17 protein-coding genes and 1 tRNA gene are annotated in these 18,317 nt (G+C 71.5%); 15 read left to right on the top strand and 3 right to left on the bottom strand.

Annotated elements, in window-relative coordinates; genetic code table 11:
- Positions 1 to 40: 40 nt before the first annotated feature.
- Together ACTSKS_RS09355 and ACTSKS_RS09350 are read left to right on the top strand one after the other, a co-directional pair.
- Positions 41 to 116, top strand: a tRNA-Ala gene (locus tag ACTSKS_RS09355).
- A gap of 245 nt (positions 117 to 361) precedes the next feature.
- Complete coding sequence (locus ACTSKS_RS09350) at positions 362 to 1,474, top strand: hypothetical protein (protein ID WP_442927485.1); 1,113 nt, start codon at positions 362 to 364, stop codon at positions 1,472 to 1,474.
- A 96-nt stretch (positions 1,475 to 1,570) separates the two neighbouring features.
- On the opposite strand, the gene ACTSKS_RS09345 is transcribed toward ACTSKS_RS09350, so the two are convergent.
- Positions 1,571 to 2,263 (bottom strand): TetR/AcrR family transcriptional regulator, encoded by a 693-nt coding sequence (locus tag ACTSKS_RS09345; protein ID WP_095695647.1) that lies wholly within the window; start codon positions 2,261 to 2,263, stop codon positions 1,571 to 1,573.
- Positions 2,264 to 2,424: 161 nt separating this feature from the next.
- Here ACTSKS_RS09345 and ACTSKS_RS09340 point away from each other — a divergent pair, with 161 nt between their 5' ends.
- The 4 genes from ACTSKS_RS09340 (at position 2,425) to ACTSKS_RS09325 (ending at position 7,541) form a co-directional block, all read left to right on the top strand.
- Positions 2,425 to 3,957 (top strand): flavin monoamine oxidase family protein, encoded by a 1,533-nt coding sequence (locus tag ACTSKS_RS09340; RefSeq protein WP_095695648.1) that lies wholly within the window; start codon positions 2,425 to 2,427, stop codon positions 3,955 to 3,957.
- A 26-nt stretch (positions 3,958 to 3,983) separates the two neighbouring features.
- On the top strand, positions 3,984 to 5,645 hold the full coding sequence (locus tag ACTSKS_RS09335; protein ID WP_095695649.1) for an APC family permease: 1,662 nt from the start codon (positions 3,984 to 3,986) through the stop codon (positions 5,643 to 5,645).
- Positions 5,642 to 7,027, top strand: a complete 1,386-nt coding sequence (locus ACTSKS_RS09330; protein ID WP_095695650.1) for an NAD-dependent succinate-semialdehyde dehydrogenase — start codon at positions 5,642 to 5,644, stop codon at positions 7,025 to 7,027. Before ACTSKS_RS09335 ends, ACTSKS_RS09330 begins: the two co-directional genes overlap by 4 nt.
- A gap of 202 nt (positions 7,028 to 7,229) precedes the next feature.
- Positions 7,230 to 7,541 (top strand): hypothetical protein, encoded by a 312-nt coding sequence (locus ACTSKS_RS09325; RefSeq protein WP_017487866.1) that lies wholly within the window; start codon positions 7,230 to 7,232, stop codon positions 7,539 to 7,541.
- Positions 7,542 to 7,622: 81 nt separating this feature from the next.
- Here ACTSKS_RS09325 and gabT read toward each other — a convergent pair whose 3' ends face one another.
- Positions 7,623 to 8,945: a 4-aminobutyrate--2-oxoglutarate transaminase gene (gene gabT / locus ACTSKS_RS09320; protein ID WP_095695651.1), complete on the bottom strand. Its 1,323-nt coding sequence runs from the start codon at positions 8,943 to 8,945 to the stop codon at positions 7,623 to 7,625.
- A gap of 144 nt (positions 8,946 to 9,089) precedes the next feature.
- On the opposite strand from gabT, the gene ACTSKS_RS09315 reads away from it, so the two are divergent.
- From ACTSKS_RS09315 to ACTSKS_RS09290, 6 genes are all read left to right on the top strand, one after another.
- The gene (locus tag ACTSKS_RS09315) at positions 9,090 to 9,998 is read left to right on the top strand and encodes a LysR family transcriptional regulator (RefSeq protein ID WP_095695652.1); all 909 of its coding nucleotides are present in this window, start codon (positions 9,090 to 9,092) and stop codon (positions 9,996 to 9,998) included.
- A 94-nt stretch (positions 9,999 to 10,092) separates the two neighbouring features.
- Positions 10,093 to 11,178, top strand: coding sequence for an Ig-like domain-containing protein (locus ACTSKS_RS09310; RefSeq protein WP_179288609.1), 1,086 nt, complete (start codon positions 10,093 to 10,095; stop codon positions 11,176 to 11,178).
- 157 nt (positions 11,179 to 11,335) lie between these two features.
- Positions 11,336 to 12,277 carry a class F sortase gene (locus ACTSKS_RS09305; protein ID WP_095695653.1) on the top strand — a complete coding sequence of 314 codons (942 nt, stop codon included), beginning with the start codon at positions 11,336 to 11,338 and terminating at the stop codon, positions 12,275 to 12,277.
- Positions 12,278 to 12,399: 122 nt separating this feature from the next.
- Entirely contained in the window at positions 12,400 to 13,470 is a 1,071-nt protein-coding gene (locus tag ACTSKS_RS09300) for a DUF305 domain-containing protein (RefSeq protein WP_095695654.1), read from the top strand.
- A 202-nt stretch (positions 13,471 to 13,672) separates the two neighbouring features.
- Positions 13,673 to 14,056: a hypothetical protein gene (locus ACTSKS_RS09295; protein WP_442927484.1), complete on the top strand. Its 384-nt coding sequence runs from the start codon at positions 13,673 to 13,675 to the stop codon at positions 14,054 to 14,056.
- 49 nt (positions 14,057 to 14,105) lie between these two features.
- Entirely contained in the window at positions 14,106 to 14,666 is a 561-nt protein-coding gene (locus ACTSKS_RS09290; protein ID WP_442927483.1) for a hypothetical protein, read from the top strand.
- 9 nt (positions 14,667 to 14,675) lie between these two features.
- On the opposite strand, the gene ACTSKS_RS09285 is transcribed toward ACTSKS_RS09290, so the two are convergent.
- Complete coding sequence (locus tag ACTSKS_RS09285) at positions 14,676 to 14,981, bottom strand: GNAT family N-acetyltransferase (RefSeq protein WP_044659652.1); 306 nt, start codon at positions 14,979 to 14,981, stop codon at positions 14,676 to 14,678.
- Between the two features lie 411 nt (positions 14,982 to 15,392).
- Between ACTSKS_RS09285 and nrdH the strand changes: the two genes are divergently transcribed.
- From nrdH to nrdE, 3 genes are read left to right on the top strand one after another with little or no spacing between them, the layout of a single operon-like run.
- Positions 15,393 to 15,638: a glutaredoxin-like protein NrdH gene (gene nrdH / locus ACTSKS_RS09280; protein ID WP_036313172.1), complete on the top strand. Its 246-nt coding sequence runs from the start codon at positions 15,393 to 15,395 to the stop codon at positions 15,636 to 15,638.
- Positions 15,639 to 15,649: 11 nt separating this feature from the next.
- Positions 15,650 to 16,117: a class Ib ribonucleoside-diphosphate reductase assembly flavoprotein NrdI gene (gene nrdI, locus ACTSKS_RS09275; protein WP_004167610.1), complete on the top strand. Its 468-nt coding sequence runs from the start codon at positions 15,650 to 15,652 to the stop codon at positions 16,115 to 16,117.
- Between the two features lie 47 nt (positions 16,118 to 16,164).
- The gene (gene nrdE / locus ACTSKS_RS09270; protein ID WP_144825547.1) at positions 16,165 to 18,291 is read left to right on the top strand and encodes a class 1b ribonucleoside-diphosphate reductase subunit alpha; all 2,127 of its coding nucleotides are present in this window, start codon (positions 16,165 to 16,167) and stop codon (positions 18,289 to 18,291) included.
- Positions 18,292 to 18,317: the final 26 nt, after the last annotated feature.

The following is an 18,317-nucleotide window of genomic DNA, read 5'->3' as shown; positions in this document are numbered from 1 at the left end:
GCTCCAGCCGGTCCGCCGGAAACGGGGGCATCACCCACCTGGGGGTATGGCGCAGTTGGTAGCGCGTCTGCATGGCATGCAGAAGGTCAGGGGTTCGAATCCCCTTACCTCCACCAGTCAGAAGGCCCGGTCCATACGGACCGGGCCTTCGTCGTCGTCGTGGCGGCGGGCTCGCCGTCGGGATCCGCCGGTCACGGCCGGGTTGCGGTCCAGTGTCGATCACGCATCGACGTCGCACAGCCCTTTCACGGCAAGCTCTCGGCGGACAGACTCGAGGCGTCCCCACCCGTCGAGCCCGGACCTCCGGTGCTGCAGAGGCGGGGACCGCCGGCCTGTCCGGCCGACTCAGTGAGGGGCTGCCATGTCCGTCATCCGTACCCGTCGTCCCTCCCTCCGTCACCTGCCCGCCGCCGTCGCCGCGGCCGGCCTCATCACCACCGTCGCCCTCGCCGGCCCCGCCGCCGCCTGGGACGACGCCCACGGCCCCCAGGCCGGCTACTTCCAGGCCGTCGACCACGAGAACGTCACCACCGCCCTCTTCCAGACCTACGACGGCTACGACCCGGAGGACCTCACGCTCACGCTCACCCCGGTGGCCGAGGACGGCACCCGCCTGGAGGGCGGCCAGGAGGTCGAGTTCACCGCCCTGGACGTCATCGACGGTGGCGCGGTGGACGTCCTCGAGACCCGCCGCGCGCTCGGCGCGGCCGGTGCAGGCCTCGTGCGGTACGACGTGGGGGTGGACGGGCAGCTGCTGCGCATGGGCATGACGCTCGAGGCTGACGCCGACCTCGCCGACGATCAGGGGGCGGCCGTGCACTCCGTCGACGGCCCGCAGATGGCCCACCTCGGGGACCGGCCCCTGGCCTGGGACTCGGCCATGCAGTTGGCACCCGGGGTGGAGGGCGCCGAGATCGTCCACCTGGTCGCCGCGCCGACGATGGAGAACACCTACGCGGCGGTCGTGTCCGAGCCGGCCCACGGCGAGGTCTTCGCGTTCCGTGACTCGGAGCACTCCGAGCTCCGTGCCTGGTACATCCCCGAGAAGGGCTTCGTCGGCACGGACACCTTCACCGTCGACTTCCACAGCGATCACGTCGCCCATGTCCAGACCGTCACCGTGCACGTCGGCGAGGAGATCCCCGCCGCGTACGACGGCTTCCTCGATGCCGAGGACGGCGTCCTCAACGGGAAGCCGCTCGACCTGACCGACCCGGACACCGCCGCGGCGCTCGCCGCGTTCCGGGCCGACGAGGCCGCCCCGGCTCCGGAGGGCGGGGAGGAACAGCCCGCCCCGGCTCCGGAGGATGAGGAGGAACAGCCCGCTCCGGTCGAGGACGACGCCGACGAGCAGCACACGACCCCGGACACCGTCGAGACGGGGCAGTCCACCGGCTGGTGGCTGGCCGGCCTCGGCGCCGCCGCCGCGGGGGTGCTGGTCGCGGCCCGCCGTCGTCTGGGTCTGACCGACTGACAGCCCGCCGCACACAGATCCGTCGACGCGCCGCCCCTCTCACGCGGAGGGGCGGCGCGTCCGTGCCGGCATGACACGCGGCCGGCGGCCCGCGCGTCAGTCGCCGAGGCCCGCGAGCAGCAGGTCCAGTCCCTCCTCGAAGGGCGCGTCGGCGTACGGGTTCCGCACCCCCGCCGCGCGCGTGCCCCCACCTGCCCGGAACGCCTCGGCCGCCGCGCCGAACGCGGGCAGCCGCTCCTGCGCCCCCGCCACCTCGAAGATGTCGGCCGGGGCGTCGACGTCATACGCAGACCCGTAGATGAAGGACTCGAGCGCGATCACCCGGGCCAGCACCTGCTCCGGCGCCAGACCGGTCCGGGCCAATGCCGCGCACACCGTCTCATAGACGCGCTGCGTGGACGGGGCGCCCTCGATCGGCAGGGTCGCGATGAGGGGGATCAGCGGCGGATGGGCCGCGAACACGTCCCGGTAGGAGCGCGCCCACGCTCGCAGGGCCGCATCGACGGGCGCCTCGCCTCGGATCGCGGCCTCCAACTCGGTGAGCGAGACCTCGCCCATCACGGCGTCCTGCAGCAGGACGAGCAGTTCGTGCTTGCCCCGGATGTGGTTGTAGAGCGCGCTCGGTGCGACGCCCAGCCGACGGCCGACCGCTGCCATGGTGAGCCCTTCGTATCCCTCGGTGCGGGCGACCGCGAGCGCCGCGTCCGCGATCGCTTCGCGGCTCAGAGCGGGGGAGAGAGGTCGTCCGCGGCGGCGGCGTGTCCGGGGCGGTTCAGGGGTCTCGTCCATCCGGCCATTCTGACCCGTCGGACGGGCTGGTGACGTCAGGCCGGCCACGGACCGGCCTTCCCTTCCCGGCATGCGGGCCGTAGAGTGAGCGCCGACACTCTAAATGAACGGCATTCACTAGGGCCCGCCCGATGCCCCGTCCCCGCCAGAGGAGCACCTCCATGACCACCGCCCCCGCCCCTGCCGGCCGCGAGCGCCGGACGAGCGACGTCGTCGTGATCGGCGCCGGCCCCGCCGGCCTCATGGCCGCCCGCACCGCGAAGGCCCAGGGCCTGTCCGTCACCGTCCTGGAGGCGCGCCGGCGCGTCGGCGGCCGCACCTGGAACGGCCTGGTCGAGGGCACTGACGGCAAGGACCACTTCATCGAGATCGGCGGCCAGTGGATCTCCCCGGACCAGACCCGCCTCATCTCCCTGGTGGAGGAGCTCGGCCTGCCGACGTTCTCCCGCTTCCGCGACGGTCGCAACGTCTACGTGGACCCGCGCGGAGAACGCCACGTCTACGACGGCCTCGACTTCCCGGTGGCCGAGAAGACGGACCGGGAGATGGATCGCCTGATCGCCAAGATCGACGAACTGACCGCCGAGATCGACGCCGCCGCCCCGTGGGAGCACCCGCGGGCCGCCGAGCTGGACAAGATCTCCTTCCGCCACTGGCTGGAGCAGCAGTCCGACGACCCGGAGGCCATCGACAACGTCTCCATCTACATCGCCTCCGGCATGCTGACCAAGCCCTCCCACACCTTCTCCATGCTCCAGGCGCTGCTCATGTCCGCCTCGGCCGGGTCGTTCCGCAACCTGGTGGACGAGGACTTCATCCTGGACAAGCGCGTCGAGGGCGGCATGCAGTCCGTGTCCCTGGCCATGGCCGCCGAGCTGGGCGGCGACGTCGTCCTCGGCCAGCCGGTGCGCACCCTGCGCTGGGCCGAGCCGGACCCGACCACCGCGGACGAGAAGAACGGGGTGGCCGCGGACGTGCGCAACGGCGTGGCGCACGACGGCGCCGCCGGCGACGTCGTGGCGCTCACTGACGACTACGAGGTGCACGCCCGCTACGCGGTCCTGGCCGTCCCGCCGAACCTCTACAGCCGCATCTCCTTCGAGCCGCCGATGCCGCGCGAGCAGCAGATCGCGCACCAGCACATCTCCATGGGCCTGGTCATCAAGGTGCACGCCGTGTACGAGACCCCGTTCTGGCGCGAGGAGGGCCTGTCCGGCACGTGCTTCGGTGGGGGCCGTCTCGTCCAGGAGATCTATGACAACACCAACCGCGGCGAGAACCTGGCCGGTGGCGCCCCGGGCAAGGAGGACCCGCACGGCACCCTCGTCGGCTTCGTGTCCGACGTGTACGCGGAGCAGATGTGGGCCCTGCCGGAGGAGGAGCGCAAGGCCGCGATCCTCGGCGCCATGGCCGAGTACCTCGGCCCCCGGACCCTCGAGCCGATCGCGTTCTTCCTCTCGGACATGGCCGCCGAGGAGTGGACCCGAGGCGCCTACGCCACCAGCTACGACCTCGGCGGGCTCTCCCGCTGGGGCCACCTCCAGAACCGCCCGACCGGTCCCATCCACTACGCGTGCTCGGACATCGCAGCCGAGGGCTACCAGCACGTGGACGGCGCGATCCGCATGGGCGAGGCCGCCGCCCTGGCCATCGCCGAGCGGGAAGCCACCGACGCGGGGCAGCCCACCGGCTGACCGGCCCGACGGACAAGGACATCCTCATGAGCGCATCCACCCCACGACGCCGCGTCGTCGACAATGAGGGACACGAGCACGTGTACCCGACCACCTCCGCCATCGAGCAGGTCAACCTGCTCAACCCGGGCGGGGTGAGCAACAAGGGGCTCCAGGCCGGCAAGGTCGGCCTGCTCGGGGCGGTGGTGATCGGCGTCTCCGTCGTCGCCCCCGCCTACACGTTGACCTCGGGCCTCGGGCCGACCATCAGCACCGTCGGCACCCACGTGCCCGCGATCCTGCTGCTCGGCTTCATCCCGATGCTCCTGGTGGCCCTCGGCTACCGGGCGCTGAACACGCGGGTGCCGGACTCCGGCACGTCGTTCACCTGGGCCACGCACGCCTTCGGGCCGTATGTCGGGTGGATGGGCGGCTGGGGGCTCATCGCCGCCTCCGTGATCGTGCTGTCCAACCTGGCGGCCGTCGCCGTCGACTTCACGTTCCTGCTGCTCGCCCAGATCACCGGGAGCCAGGCCATCGCGGACCTGGCCGGCAACCTGTGGGTCAACATCCCCCTGACCCTGGTGTACCTGGCCCTGGCCGGATGGATCTCGCACCGCGGCATGGAGACCACCAAGCACCTGCAGTACATCCTGGTGGCCTTCCAGATCCTGGCCCTCGGTGCGTTCGCGGTCGCCGCCCTGACGCAGTCCTCCCGTGGCGCGGGCTTCGACCCCACCCCGGTGCAGCTGGACTGGTTCAACCCGTTCACCGCGGGCGACTTCAGTGTGGTCGCGGCCGGCGTCTCCCTGTCCATCTTCCTGTTCTGGGGCTGGGACGTGACCCTCACGATGAACGAGGAGACCAAGGACCCCGAGCGCACCCCCGGCCGGGCTGCCGCCGTCACCGTGTTCGTCATCATCGCCGTCTACATCCTGTCCGCCCTGGCCGTGATCTCCTGGGCGGGCATCGGCTCCGAGGGCCTGGGCGCGGGCAACCCGGACAACCAGGAGTCGATCTTCGCGGTCCTCGCCGGCCCGATCCTGGGCCCCTTCGCCGTGATCATGTCCAGCGCGATCCTCGTCAGCTCCCTGGCCTCCCTGCAGTCCACCATGGTCTCCCCGGCCCGCACCCTGCTGGCGATGGGCTTCTACCGGGCCGTGCCCGCGCGCTTCGCCGAGCTGAGCCCCCGGTTCAACAGCCCGGCCTTCGCGACCTGGGTGTGCGCGGGCTTCGCCGGCCTCTTCTACGTCGTCACGCGGCTGCTCTCCGAGAACGCCCTGTGGGACACCATCACCGCCCTGGGCCTGATGATCTGCTTCTACTACGGCATCACCGCCCTGGCCTGCGTCTGGTACTTCCGCCGCGAGTGGTTCACCTCGGTGGGCAACGCCCTCACCACCTTCCTGTTCCCGCTGATCGGCGGCCTCGTGCTGCTGGTGATGTTCTGCGTGACCGCACTGGACTCCACCGACCCCGACTACGGCTCCGGCTCGTCCGTGTTCGGCGTCGGCACCGTGTTCATCCTGGGCATGGGCGTGCTGGCGATCGGCGTGGTACTGATGATGTGGACGCGGTTGCGCCACCCGGCCTACTTCCGTGGCGAGACCCTGCCGCAGACGGACTCGACCCGACCCATCCCGATCATCCGTCCGGACGACGACGGCACTGCCGTGGTCCGGGACCCGAACGAGAGGACCCACTCATGAGCACCCCCACCGGCTATCGCGTGCAGGACCCCAGCACCGACCAGGTCGTGGAGACCTTCCCGACTCTCGCCGACGGTGAGGTCGACCAGCTGCTGGCCGCCGCCGAGACCGCCCAGCGCGCGTGGGCCGCCCGCCCCATCGAGGAGCGCGCCACCATCGTGCACAAGGTCGCGGACCTCTTCGAGGAGCGCAAGGACGAGCTCGCGCAGATCATCGCCACCGAGATGGGCAAGCGCGTGACCGAGGGCGTCGAGGAGGCGGAGTTCAGCTCGGCCATCTTCGGCTACTTCGCGGACAAGGGCCCCACCCTCGCCGCGGACCGCCCCATCGAGACCTTCGAGGGCGGCCGCGCCATGATCCGCCACCTGCCCCTGGGTGTGCTGCTGGGCGTCATGCCGTGGAACTTCCCGTACTACCAGATCGCCCGTTTCGCCGCGCCGAACCTCATGCTCGGCAACGCGATCGTGCTCAAGCACGCCGAGATCTGCCCGCGCTCGGCCCTGGCCGTGCAGCAGATCATGGACGACGCCGGCGTGCCGGCCGGCGTGTACACCAACGTCTTCGCCACGCACGACCAGATCGCCGAGTTCATCGCCGACCCGCGCGTGGCCGGCGTCTCCCTGACCGGCTCCGAGCGGGCCGGCTCCGTGATCGGCGCGCTCGCGGGCCAGCACCTCAAGAAGGCCGTCCTCGAGCTCGGCGGGTCGGACCCGTACATCGTGCTCGACGCCGAGGACCCGGCCGAGGCCGCCCGCACCGCGTGGGCGACCCGCATGTACAACATGGGCCAGGCCTGCAACTCCAACAAGCGCATGATCGTCACGGCGGACATCCACGACGCCTTCGTGGCCGAGCTGGTGTCCCTGGCCGAGGCCATGAAGCCCGGGGAGGCCGCCGACGAGGACCCGACGGTGTTCACCCCGCTGTCCTCGCGCGGTGCCGCCGAGCGCCTGGCCGAGCAGGTGGAGCGGGCCCGGCAGCAGGGGGCGACCGTCCACGTCGGCGGGACCGTCACGGACGAGGCGGGCGCCCGCTTCGCCCCGGCCGTGATCACGGGCGTCACCTCCGAGATGGACGCCTACCGCGAGGAGCTCTTCGGCCCCGTCGCCGTCGTCTACAAGGTGGAGTCCGCGGACGAGGCGCTCGCCCTCGCCAACGACTCCCAGTACGGCCTGGGCGGCGCCGTGTTCTCCCAGGACGAGGCCCAGGCCGAGCGGGTCGCCCGGCAGCTCGAGGTCGGCATGGCCAACGTCAACACGCCGGCGGGCGAGGGGGCCGAGATCCCGTTCGGCGGCGTCAAGCGCTCCGGCTTCGGCCGCGAGCTCGGCCCGCTCGGCATGGACGAGTTCGTCAACAAGCAGACGTACTTCGTCCAGGACTGACACCCCCACGACGACGACGGGCCCGCCTCCGGTGACCGGAGGCGGGCCCGTCCGCGTCCCGCCGGCGTGGCGGGAGCGATGGGTCAGCGACGCGCATGTCGCACAGCGGGCTCTAGGCTGGCGCGCCCTTGTCCATTCAACCGCCCCGTGGCCATCATGGACCGGTTCCCCCCCTGAATCCCAGCAGAATCGAGAATGTCTGATGTACCCCACCCCCATGACCTTCGACGTGGCGCGCGCCGGCCGCGCTCTCGCCCAGGTCAGTGTCCGCACCCTGGCCACCGCGGCCGGCCTCGAGAAGGAGCAGCTGCGCCGCTTCGAGAAGGGGCTGGCCGACCTGCGGGTGGACGAGCGTCTGCGTCTGGAGAAGGCCCTGCGGAAGTACGGCGTCGGGCTGGTCCCGGAGGACGAGTTCGGCGGCACGGGGGTCCGCCGGATCTTCACCGCCGAGAAGTCCCGGCGCCTCGAGGCCCTGGAGAACGAAGGCGGCCCCGCGTACGAGGACGACATCTGAGTCCTCTGCCGACAGGCGGACGGCCCCGCATCCCGGGCAGGGATGCGGGGCCGTCGTCGTCGGTCCGCCGGTGGCGGGCGCTCAGGCGGACTGCAGCGCCTTCGTGACCTCGCTCAGGCCCTCCTTGAGGAGGTCCTCACCGATGGTCAGCGGCGGCAGGAAGCGGACGACGTTGCCGTAGGTGCCGCACGTGAGCAGGATGACGCCGGTGGCGCGCACGGCCGCGGCCACGGTGGCGGCCAGCGTCGCGTCCGGCTCGCCGGTGGCGGGGCCCACGAACTCGATCGCCATCATCGCGCCGCGGCCGCGGACCTCGGCGATGCGGTCGTCGGCGTTCTGCTCGAAGTGCTCGCGGATGACCTGCTCGATCCGGCGGGCCTTCTCCAGGAGACCGTCCTCCTCGACGGCCTCGAACACGGCGAGCGCCGCCGCCGTGGCGACGGGGTTGCCGCCGTAGGTGCCCCCGAGGCCGCCCGGGTGCACGGAGTCCATCACCTCGGCGCGGCCGGTGACGCCGGAGAGCGGCATGCCGCCGGCGATGCCCTTGGCGGTCGCCATCAGGTCCGGCTCGATGCCCTCGGTCTCGGAGGCGAACCAGGCGCCGGTGCGGGCGATGCCGGACTGGACCTCGTCCGCGATGAACAGGACGTCGTTGGCCTTGCACCACTCGACCACGGCCGGCAGGAAGCCCTCGGCCGGGACGATGAAGCCGCCCTCGCCCTGGATCGGCTCCATGATCACGGCGGCCAGGTTGTCGGCACCGATCTGCTTCTCCAGCGCGGAGATGGCGCGCTGCGCGGCCTCGGCGCCGGACAGGCCGTCCCGCAGCGGGTAGGAGCCGGGCACTCGGTAGATCTCGGGGGCGAACGGTCCGAAGCTGTGCTTGTAGGGCATGGACTTGGCGGTCAGCGCCATCGTCAGGGTGGTGCGGCCGTGATAGGCGTGGTCGAACGCGGCCACGGCCTGCTTGCCGGTGTAGGCGCGGGCCACCTTGACGGCGTTCTCCACGGCCTCGGCGCCGGAGTTGAACAGGGCGGTGCGGGTCTCGCCGGGGATCGGGCTGGTGCGGTCCAGCTGCTCGGCCACGGCCACGTAGCCCTCGTAGGGCGTGATCATGAACGAGGTGTGGGTGAACTGCGCGACCTGCTCCTGGACGGCGGCCACGACGCGCGGGTGGGAGGCGCCCACGGAGGTGACGGCGATGCCGGAGGCCAGGTCGATCAGGCGGTTGCCGTCCACGTCCTCGAGGATGCCGCCCGCGGCGCGGGCCGCGTACACCGGCATGGTGGTGGCCACGCCGGCCGGGACGGCGCGCTTCTGGCGCTCGGCGAGCTCACGGGAGCGAGGGCCGGGCAGCTCGGTGGCCAGATGGCGGGTCTGCTCGAGGTCGGGGGTGGCGGTCATGGGGATGCCTCCTGGGGACGGCTCACGGGAGCGGGGACGACGGGTGGGCACGACGACGACGCGTCGGGCCGCGTCCTCCCAGGGTGGGGCGTTGAGTGCATGCCGTCCAGTGATGATCTTGCATGGTGGCTATGCTCATTCGGCATGGAGGAAAAACTGCTCAGGGCCTTCGTCACGGTGGCCGAGGTCGGCACGGTCTCGGGGGCCGCGATCCGCCTGGATCTCGTACAATCCGCGCTCAGTCGGCAGCTGCAGCGGCTTCAGCGTGAGCTGCGCCTGCCCCTGTTCGCCCGGGTCGCCGGTCGGCTCGAGCTGACGACGGCCGGCGAGGCGTTCCTCCCGGTGGCGCGCGAGGTCCTCGTCGCCCATCGACGGGCGGAGCAGGCGGCCCGCGCGCTCGCCTCCGGTCGGCTCACGGACGTGGCCGTGGCCGCGCCGGGCACCACCCTCATCGACGTCGTGCTGCCGTTCGTGGCCACCTTCGGGGAGGAGGACCCGCGCCCGCGCGTCGCGGAGACCCAGCTGGACGACTCGCTGCTCGACGCCGTCGCGCGGCACGACCTCGTGGTGATGCCGACGGTGCCGCCGCCCTCCGTCGCGTCGCTGCCGCTGATGGACCTGCCGGTCTGGGCGTACGTCGCCCCGGGTCACCCCTGGGCGGGCCGGACGCGGGTGTCCCTCGACGACCTCGTGGCCCAGCCCGTCGTCGCACCCGCCCGCACCTTCATGGCGCGGCGCGTCCTCGACGGCGCCGTGGCCGTGGCGGGCCTCACGCCACCGGCCCTCGTCGAGGCGAACTCCGGGCGGGTGGCCCAGGCCCTGGTCGCGACGGGGGCGGGCGTCGCCGTCGTCACCGAGGACCCGGTCTTCGGGCTGACGCCGGTGCGGGTCATCGCGCAGGGGCGGACGCTCGCGGTACGACTGCACGCGGCGTGGCGGGAGGACCACTTCGCCGCCGAGACGCTGCAGGCGCTCGCCCGTCGCCTGCAGGCCTTCGTCCGGGACCGCTATGCCGAGCCCGGGGATGCGGCGTCGCACATGAAGAGTGAGTGAACTCGGCGGCTGTGGACAGGCGGAGCTCAACAGATGCACATGTGACAGATAGGGTCGAGATGTCCGTGACCCCCATCACCGGCACCCGCCCCGGGTGACCCACGCCCGCGCCGCCGAACCGGAGGACCCCATGTCCCTGCAGTTCCCCGCCCGCCTGTCCGCCGCCGCCCTCGGTGCCGCCGTCCTCGTCGGCGTCGCCGCCGCCCCGGCCCACGCCGCCACCTGGACGCCCGAGCACGGCACCCCGTCCGGCACGTTCGTCAGCGCGGACGACGACCTGATGGAGTTCGTCCTCTACGACAACTTCGCGACCGAGGACATCCGCGCCGTCGTCGTCACCGCGTCGGGGGAGGAGACCGAGATCCAGGTCGACTTCATCACCGAGGACGACATGGGCGCCGTGTTCCTGCACGACATCGAGCAGGCCCTCGGCGGCGACCTGGCGCAGCCCTACGAGGTGCATGTCTACGGCGCCGGCCAGCTCGCCTTCGGCGCGGCCTTCGCCGCCGACGGCACCATGACCCCGATCGAGGCCGAGGAGTTCATCCCGTTCGAGGACTGGGCCGAGGTCGCCACGTGGCGCGTCTACACGGACCAGAACGCGACCGTCGTCGAGTCCCTCGTGACCGAGGACGGCGGCGTGCCGAGCCCGATCGACGCCGAGCTCACCGTGGCGCCGCAGCACGGCACCGTCGAGATCGGCGGGACCTCCTTCGGCTACACCCCGGAGAAGGACTTCCTCGGGACCGACACCTTCACCGTGGTGATGACCGCGAACGGCGTCACCCGCACGGTCGAGTTCACGGTCGAGGTGCTCGACCTGCCGGGCGACTCCACGCCCACCCCGATCGACCCGGCGCCCGCCCCCGAGCCGCAGCCCGAGCCCGAGCCCGAGCCGGCTCCGGAACCCGAGCCGGCTCCGGAACCCGAGCCCGCCCCGGAGGAGCCGGTCGATCCGGCCCCCGCCCCCGAGGAGCCCGCCGAGCCCGAGCAGCCGGCCGAACCGGTCGTCGACGAGGGCGAGCCCGCGGCCCCGGCTCCCGAGCAGCCGGCCGAGGACGGCCACACCGTCCCGGACACGGTCGAGACCGGCAACGGCTCCGCGTGGGGCCTGGCCGCCATCGGCGCCCTGGCCGCCGGCGTTCTGGTGCGCCTGCGCCGCACCTTCGGCCTGGCCTGAGCCCGCACCGAGGCCGCCGGGGCGCACCCGCGTCCCGGTCGCCTCGGCCATCCCGAACGGACGACGCGCCGGGCCGAGGCCGGAGCGCGTGAGACCATGCCGTCGTCGGACGCGGCCCCGGGCGGGCCGGGCCGATGCACACGAGGGGAGAACCCGGATGAACACCACCGTCCGACGCACCCTGTGGGTGGTCCTGGTGCTGCTGTGCCTGGGGCTCGTGTTCCTCGCGCTGCGCGGGGTGCTGGCGGTCGGCGCCGTGCCGATCAGCGCTGCCCCCACCCTCAGCGCCACGGCGTCCGCGACCCCGTCGCCGTCGTCGTCGTCAGCACGCCCCACGCCCAGCCCCGCACCGACGGCGACGCCGAGCCCGTCCTCGGCGGCACCCACGCGGGAGGCGGCGGTCCCCGTCGAGACCCAGGAGCCCACCGACACACCCGCGCCGTCCGAGGAGTCGACGCCCACCGGGGAGTCGACGCCCACCGGGGAGTCGACGCCCACCGAGGAGCCGACGACCACCGAGGAGTCGACGACCACCGAGGAGTCGACGCCCACCGAGGAGCCGGCCCCTGCTGCGGCCGCCCACCTCTCCGGCCCCGCCGCCCCGTGGGACGAGATCACGGCGACGCCCGTGCACGTGGACGTCCACCAGGACGGTGAGCAGATCGTCGGAGCGGGGATCGACCTGACGCAGTTGGACGAGGGCGGCGACCTGGACCCGGAGCCGCAGACGGTCGGCTGGTACGGTCCGCCGCAGTGGGGCACCACGCCGGGGGAGCGTTCCCAGTACGCGGGGGTACTGGCCGGGCACGTCGTCTACTACGGCGTGCGGGACGTGTTCTGGAACCTGGGCGACGTGCGGGCGGGCGCCGTCGTCGTGGTGACGTACGACGACGGCACGCAGGCCGCCTTCGAGGCGGATGCGGACGCGGTCTCGGTGGAGAAGGAGGCGCTCACCCAGGACCCGGCGAACCGCTGGGCATGGGAGCCCGGGGGCGACGACGCGAAGGTCACACTGATCACGTGCGACCTCGTGCCGGGCACCGGGATGGCCGGGAACGCCTTCAACAACTGGGTGGTGCAGGCCACCCGCGTCGCCTGAGGCTGCGGCGACCTCGGGGCCGGGAGGCCGGAGGGGTACCCTGGGGAGGCCGGGGCGGCCGACCGCGTCGGACCGCCATTGACCCCGTGACCGGGTGACGACCGCCGAGAGGACCTGCGCCCATGAGCCGAGCCGACATCGCCCCCGCCCGCGTGCGCCCCCGCCGCTGGAGCGTGGCCGTCGGAGGGGCGCTCCTGAGCATCACCCTGGCCACCGGCGGCTGCAGCGTCGCCGAGGAGCCCGGACAGACCGGTGGCACGGAGGCGGGGAACACCTACCTGGAGGGCGTGCTGGCCAGCCCCAGCCAGACGTCCGCCGACCCGCTCGCGGCGGACATCCAGTTCGCGGGTCTGCTGCTGCGCAACCACCGCGACGCGATCCAGCAGTCCGATCAGGTGCTGGGCAAGGACGGCGTGGACCAGGGGATCCGGGCCACCGCCGAACGGATGAAGTCCGAGCACGAGGAGCGGGCGCGCCGGCTCGAGTCGATGCTCGAGGGCTGGGGCGTCCCCTCGGATGACGTGCGCGGTGCGGGTGCCGAGTCGACCCCGTCTGCGCAGCCCGAGTCCACGGAGGACGCGGAGCCGACCCAGATCGTGGGCGACGAGTTGCGCGCCGGACTCCTGTCTGACCGGGAGAAGAACGTGCTGGCCGCCGCCGAGCCGGAGGAGGCAGGACGGATCTACCTGCTCCAGATGCGCCGCCTCTATCAGGGCGCGCTGACGATCTCCGCCACGGAGGCGGAGGACGGCTCGGACGACGCGGCGAAGGAGCTGGCCTCCAGCGTGGTCGAGGGCCATCGCAAGGAGCTGGAGAGTTTGGCCGCGACGCTCGGGGAGATGGGCGTGATCGGGTCGAGCGGGGCGCGCACGGCGGAACCGTCCGGGTTCACCGGCCCCATCAAGATCGAGGGCACCGGCGCCGACGGCGGCTCCGTCCCCTCGGACTTCGTCCCGGAGTCGGTGCAGGAGGTGCGCAACTTCCGCGCCACCCAGAAGCCGGTGCTGCCGTCGTCGAGCTCGCCCAGTTCCTCCGGCGCGTCGGGCTCCGCCAGCGCCTCCGGCCGGGACGCCGAGGACCAGCGGGGGCGGGACGCCGCGTCGGCGAGCCCGTCGCCCAGCCCGGCCGACACGGCGCAGGCCACCCCGCGCCCCTCCTCCGGGGCGAGCCCCTCGCCCAGCGCGTCCCGCTGACGCGCGGCGCCGGCCGGCCCGATCCGCATCGCGCGTCGCCGTGACCGAGTCGATAGCGCTTCGTCACCGGACAGTGACCCGCCTCACGTCCGCGCGGCGTAGATTCGTGCCGAAGCGGCGAGTGCGGCATCCGGTCGACCTCGGGCGTCCGAGCCGGAGAACCCTTCGGCCCGTCGCAGCACCGTACCCCTGGAGGAGCACGATGCGCACCGCCCGACCGACCCGCCTTGCCGCCGCCCTGGGCGCCGGCGTCCTTCTCACCGGCCTGGGGGCGACCCCCGCCCTCGCCTCACCCGCCCACCCCGCTGGATGGACCGCCGAGCACGACCTGCCCGGCGGATCCTTCCTCGTGGCCAGCGCGGAGGGTGAGACCGGTGCCTCCTTCGGCACCGAGTTCGAGGTGGACGAGTCCGACGTCCGCCTGACGGTGGCTCCGGCGCTGGAGGGGGAGGCCCGCGGCGCCGAGACCGAGGTCCCGTTCACGTACGACGACGAGTTGGAGCGCGGTGACTTCGACGTCGCCGCGGCCCGGCGGAGCCTGGGCGAGTCGGGGACCGGTCCCGTCGTCTACACCCTCTACCGCTGACCCGGGCGAGCCGCTGCGCGCCGACCAGCGTCATGAGCTCGGCTTCCACATGCTCCCCACCGCCTGGGACACCACCCTGCTCGCGGCGCCGGGGGAGCGACACGTGTTCATCTCCTCGTACACGGGCGATGAGGCGGCGCCGCTGACGCTCGTCGCGGGCCCGGCCGAGGGTCGGGTCGTCGAGGTGACGGAGGAGGAGACCGGCGGGCCGCGCGGCTACGTGTACCAGGCGCCCGAGGGCTTCACCGGATCCGACATTGTCACCCTGCGGGCCACGAGGGACGGCGTGACGACGACGCGGACGGTGACCGTGCGGTTCGGCGACCCCCGCGTGGACCTCTACGACTGGGAGAACGGGCGGATCCCGGGGTTCGTGACCTTCCCCGTGGCCGGTCTGTTCGACGACGCTCCGGCTCCGGGCCAGCCGGCCGATCCCGACACTCCCACCTCGCCGGCGGAGCCCGAGACCCCTGCGGATCCGGCCGAGGGCGAGCACACGGTGCCGGACGCGGTCGAGACCGGGCGTGGTCCGGCGGCGTGGCCCGTCGCCGTCGCGGTGCTGGCCGCGGGCGTCCTGGCCGTGGTGCGCCGGCACCGCGTCGCGGCCTGACCGCGCCGGTCAGCGGGGCGCGAGCAGCGCGCTCTTCTCCGGGTGCTCGTCGAACCACTGGGCGACGTACCAGCACATCGGCACGATGCGGCGGCCCCCTGCGGGGCCGCCGTTCGTCTCGATGTCCTCGACGGCGCCGGCGGTCAGCGCGGCGGCGTGGCCCCGGCCGCGGTGCACCGGGATGGTGAACGCGCGGTTCAGGGAGACGGCCGCGCCGTTGTCCCGGAAGTCGAGGACGGCGAGCAGTGTGCCGCCGTCGTGGAGCTCGTAGCGGGACTCGGCGTCATTGCGGGTGACGGTGGGGGAGGTGCTCATGCCGGGGCAACCCCCGGTGGTCACGGGGTATTCCGACGCCGGCCGGCGGCGGGCTCCTACATGTAGTGGTCCGCGGGGGTCGGACACGCCGCTCGCAGACGTGGCGAACTCGACTTTCCGGCTGTGGGGACCCGGCCCCGAGACCTCCACCGGCTGTGGACAGTCGACCTCGGTCCCGGCGTGTCCCGCATGTCCGCGCGGATCGTCTCGCACAGCAGGGTGTGGACAGGATGGGCAGAGGGTGGGGATACGTAACTACAGCGGTGTGACTACTACATGTAGGGATGGTTCCCGGCCGTGATCACTAGATGTAGTATCGACGCAGATGTTCGGCACGCCCCGCGATGCACCTCGCGAGCGCCGCGCCGACACCCGCAGACCACCAGAGACCACGAAAGAACAGGGATCGCCATGACCGTCACCGTGTACACCAAGCCGGCCTGCGTGCAGTGCAACGCCACCTACCGTGCACTGGACAAGAAGGGCATCGCCTACGAGGTCGTGGACATGTCCCAGGACCCCGCCGCCCTCGAGCGCGTCCGTGCCCTCGGCTTCATGCAGGCCCCCGTCGTCGTCACCGAGACCGACTCCTGGTCCGGCTTCCGCCCGGACAAGATCGCCGAGCTCGCCGAGTCCGCCGCGGCATCGGTGGCCTGACCGGAGCCGACATGACCGTCGCCGCGGACCCGAGCCACATCCGCTCGGCCGAGGCGCAGGGGCTCGTCCCCACCGACGCGGGACTGATCTACTTCTCCTCCGCCTCCAACTACACGCACCGCTTCGTCGAGAAGCTCGAGCTGCCCGAGGACCGGGTGGCTCGACTGCCGTTGATCACCCGGGAGCCCACCCTCGGGGCCACCGCCCCGTACGTCCTGATGACCCCCACCTACGGCGGGGGCAGCGGGCCGGGCGCGGTCCCGAAGCAGGTGATCAAGTTCCTCAACGTCCCGGAGAACCGTCACTGGATTCGGGGCGTGATCGCGTCCGGGAACACCAACTTCCATGAGGGCTACTGCCTGGCCGGCTACATCATCTCCCGCAAGTGCCAGGTGCCCCTCATGTACAAATTCGAGCTGATGGGCACGCCCGACGACGTCGAACGCGTCCGCGGCGGCCTGGAAGGACTGTGGACATGACCACCACCGCACCCACCGAGGCGGACCTCATCCGCCAGGCGAAGAACATGCCCGCCGAGTGGCAGAACCTCGGCTATCACGAGCTCAACGCCATGCTGAACCTCTACGGCGCCGACGGTCGCATCCAGTTCGAGGCCGACCACGCGGCCGCGCGCCAGTACTTCCTGCAGCACGTCAACACCAACACGGTGTTCTTCCACGACCTGGAGGAGAAGCTCGACTACCTGCAGAAGAACGACTACTACGAGACCGAGACGTTCGAGCAGTATCCCTTCGAGTTCATCCGGGGCCTGTTCGATCGTGCCTACAAGGCCAAGTTCCGCTTCCCGACCTTCCTCGGCGCGTTCAAGTTCTACACCTCGTACGCCCTGAAGACCTTCGACGGCAAGCGCTACCTCGAGCGCTACGAGGACCGCGTCGCCGTCGTCGCCCTCCACCTGGCCCGGGGCGACCAGGAGCTGGCCACCCACCTGGTGGACGAGATGATCGCCGGCCGCTTCCAGCCGGCCACCCCCACGTTCCTCAACTCGGGCAAGAAGCAGCGCGGTGAGCTCGTCTCCTGCTTCCTGCTGCGCATCGAGGACAACATGGAGTCGATCGCCCGCGGCATCAACTCCGCCCTGCAGCTGTCCAAGCGCGGCGGCGGGGTGGCCCTCTCGCTGACCAACATCCGCGAGCACGGCGCGCCCATCAAGCAGATCGAGAACCAGTCCTCCGGCGTCATCCCCGTGATGAAGCTCCTCGAGGACTCCTTCTCCTACGCCAACCAGCTCGGCGCGCGCCAGGGCGCCGGCGCGGTGTACCTCAACGCGCACCACCCGGACATCCACCGCTTCCTCGACACCAAGCGCGAGAACGCGGACGAGAAGATCCGCATCAAGACCCTCTCCCTCGGCGTCGTGATCCCGGACATCACGTTCCAGCTGGCGAAGAGGAACGAGGACATGTACCTGTTCTCGCCGTACGACGTCGAGCGTGTCTACGGGGTGCCGTTCTCCGAGATCTCCGTGACCGAGAAGTACTACGAGATGGTCGACGACCCGCGGATCAAGAAGACCAAGATCAACGCGCGCGAGTTCTTCCAGACCATCGCCGAGATCCAGTTCGAGTCCGGCTACCCGTACGTCGTGTTCGAGGACACCGTGAACGCCGCGAACCCGATCAAGGGCCGCATCACCATGTCCAACCTGTGCTCCGAGATCCTGCAGGTCTCCGAGGCCTCCGAGTACAACGAGGACCTGAGCTACGCCCACGTGGGCCAGGACATCTCCTGCAACCTCGGCTCGATGAACATCGCCAAGACCATGGACTCGCCGGACTTCGGCCGCTCCGTGGAGACCGCGATCCGTGCGCTGACGGCCGTGTCGGTCATGTCCGACATCCAGTCGGTGCCGTCCATCGCCAAGGGCAACGCCGCCTCCCACGCCATCGGTCTGGGGCAGATGAACCTCCACGGCTACCTGGCGCGCGAGCGCGTCCACTACGGCTCGGAGGAGGGCATCGACTTCACGAACATGTACTTCTACGCGGTGCTGTTCCACGCGCTGCGGGCCTCGAACCGGATTGCCATCGAGACCGGTCAGCGGTTCGGCGGGTTCGAGGACTCGAAGTACGCCTCGGGGGAGTTCTTCGACAAGTACACGGATCAGGAGTGGGCGCCCGCCACCGAGCGCGTCGCCGAGCTGTTCGCCGAGGCCGGCATCGCCCTGCCCACGCAGGACGACTGGCGTGAGCTGAAGGCCTCCGTCATGGAGCACGGCATCTTCAACCGCAACCTGCAGGCCGTCCCGCCCACGGGCTCGATCTCCTACATCAACAACTCGACCTCCTCGATCCACCCGGTGGCCTCGAAGATCGAGATCCGCAAGGAGGGCAAGCTCGGCCGCGTCTACTACCCGGCGCCGTACCTCACCAACGAGAACCTCGAGTACTACGAGGACGCGTACGAGATCGGCTACGAGAAGATCATCGACACGTACGCCGCGGCGACGCAGCACGTGGACCAGGGCCTGTCCCTGACGCTGTTCTTCAAGGACACGGCCACCACCCGTGACCTGAACCGCGCGCAGATCTACGCGTGGACGAAGGGCATCAAGACGATCTACTACATCCGCCTGCGCCAGCTCGCGCTGGAGGGCACCGAGGTCGAGGGCTGCGTGAGCTGCATGCTCTGACAGCCGACCCTTCGAGGCGGGAAATC

Origin of the sequence: Micrococcus sp. TCR-5 (assembly GCF_052220525.1) — a bacterium.
Lineage (GTDB): Bacteria > Actinomycetota > Actinomycetes > Actinomycetales > Micrococcaceae > Micrococcus > Micrococcus luteus.
The sequence above is the reverse complement of the archived record's forward strand: the minus strand, read 5'-3'. Positions and strand labels throughout refer to the sequence as shown.

What these genes read in the sequence shown, in the direction of transcription:
- ACTSKS_RS09350 (WP_442927485.1), top strand. Translation starts at nt 362, where the DNA reads ATGTCCGTCATCCGTACCCGTCGTCCCTCCCTCCGTCACCTGCCCGCC.
- ACTSKS_RS09345 (WP_095695647.1), bottom strand. Translation starts at nt 2,263, where the DNA reads ATGGACGAGACCCCTGAACCGCCCCGGACACGCCGCCGCCGCGGACGA.
- ACTSKS_RS09340 (WP_095695648.1), top strand. Translation starts at nt 2,425, where the DNA reads ATGACCACCGCCCCCGCCCCTGCCGGCCGCGAGCGCCGGACGAGCGAC.
- ACTSKS_RS09335 (WP_095695649.1), top strand. Translation starts at nt 3,984, where the DNA reads ATGAGCGCATCCACCCCACGACGCCGCGTCGTCGACAATGAGGGACAC.
- ACTSKS_RS09330 (WP_095695650.1), top strand. Translation starts at nt 5,642, where the DNA reads ATGAGCACCCCCACCGGCTATCGCGTGCAGGACCCCAGCACCGACCAG.
- ACTSKS_RS09325 (WP_017487866.1), top strand. Translation starts at nt 7,230, where the DNA reads ATGTACCCCACCCCCATGACCTTCGACGTGGCGCGCGCCGGCCGCGCT.
- gabT (WP_095695651.1), bottom strand. Translation starts at nt 8,945, where the DNA reads ATGACCGCCACCCCCGACCTCGAGCAGACCCGCCATCTGGCCACCGAG.
- ACTSKS_RS09315 (WP_095695652.1), top strand. Translation starts at nt 9,090, where the DNA reads ATGGAGGAAAAACTGCTCAGGGCCTTCGTCACGGTGGCCGAGGTCGGC.
- ACTSKS_RS09305 (WP_095695653.1), top strand. Translation starts at nt 11,336, where the DNA reads ATGAACACCACCGTCCGACGCACCCTGTGGGTGGTCCTGGTGCTGCTG.
- ACTSKS_RS09300 (WP_095695654.1), top strand. Translation starts at nt 12,400, where the DNA reads ATGAGCCGAGCCGACATCGCCCCCGCCCGCGTGCGCCCCCGCCGCTGG.
- ACTSKS_RS09295 (WP_442927484.1), top strand. Translation starts at nt 13,673, where the DNA reads ATGCGCACCGCCCGACCGACCCGCCTTGCCGCCGCCCTGGGCGCCGGC.
- ACTSKS_RS09290 (WP_442927483.1), top strand. Translation starts at nt 14,106, where the DNA reads ATGCTCCCCACCGCCTGGGACACCACCCTGCTCGCGGCGCCGGGGGAG.
- ACTSKS_RS09285 (WP_044659652.1), bottom strand. Translation starts at nt 14,981, where the DNA reads ATGAGCACCTCCCCCACCGTCACCCGCAATGACGCCGAGTCCCGCTAC.
- nrdH (WP_036313172.1), top strand. Translation starts at nt 15,393, where the DNA reads ATGACCGTCACCGTGTACACCAAGCCGGCCTGCGTGCAGTGCAACGCC.
- nrdI (WP_004167610.1), top strand. Translation starts at nt 15,650, where the DNA reads ATGACCGTCGCCGCGGACCCGAGCCACATCCGCTCGGCCGAGGCGCAG.
- nrdE (WP_144825547.1), top strand. Translation starts at nt 16,165, where the DNA reads ATGCCCGCCGAGTGGCAGAACCTCGGCTATCACGAGCTCAACGCCATG.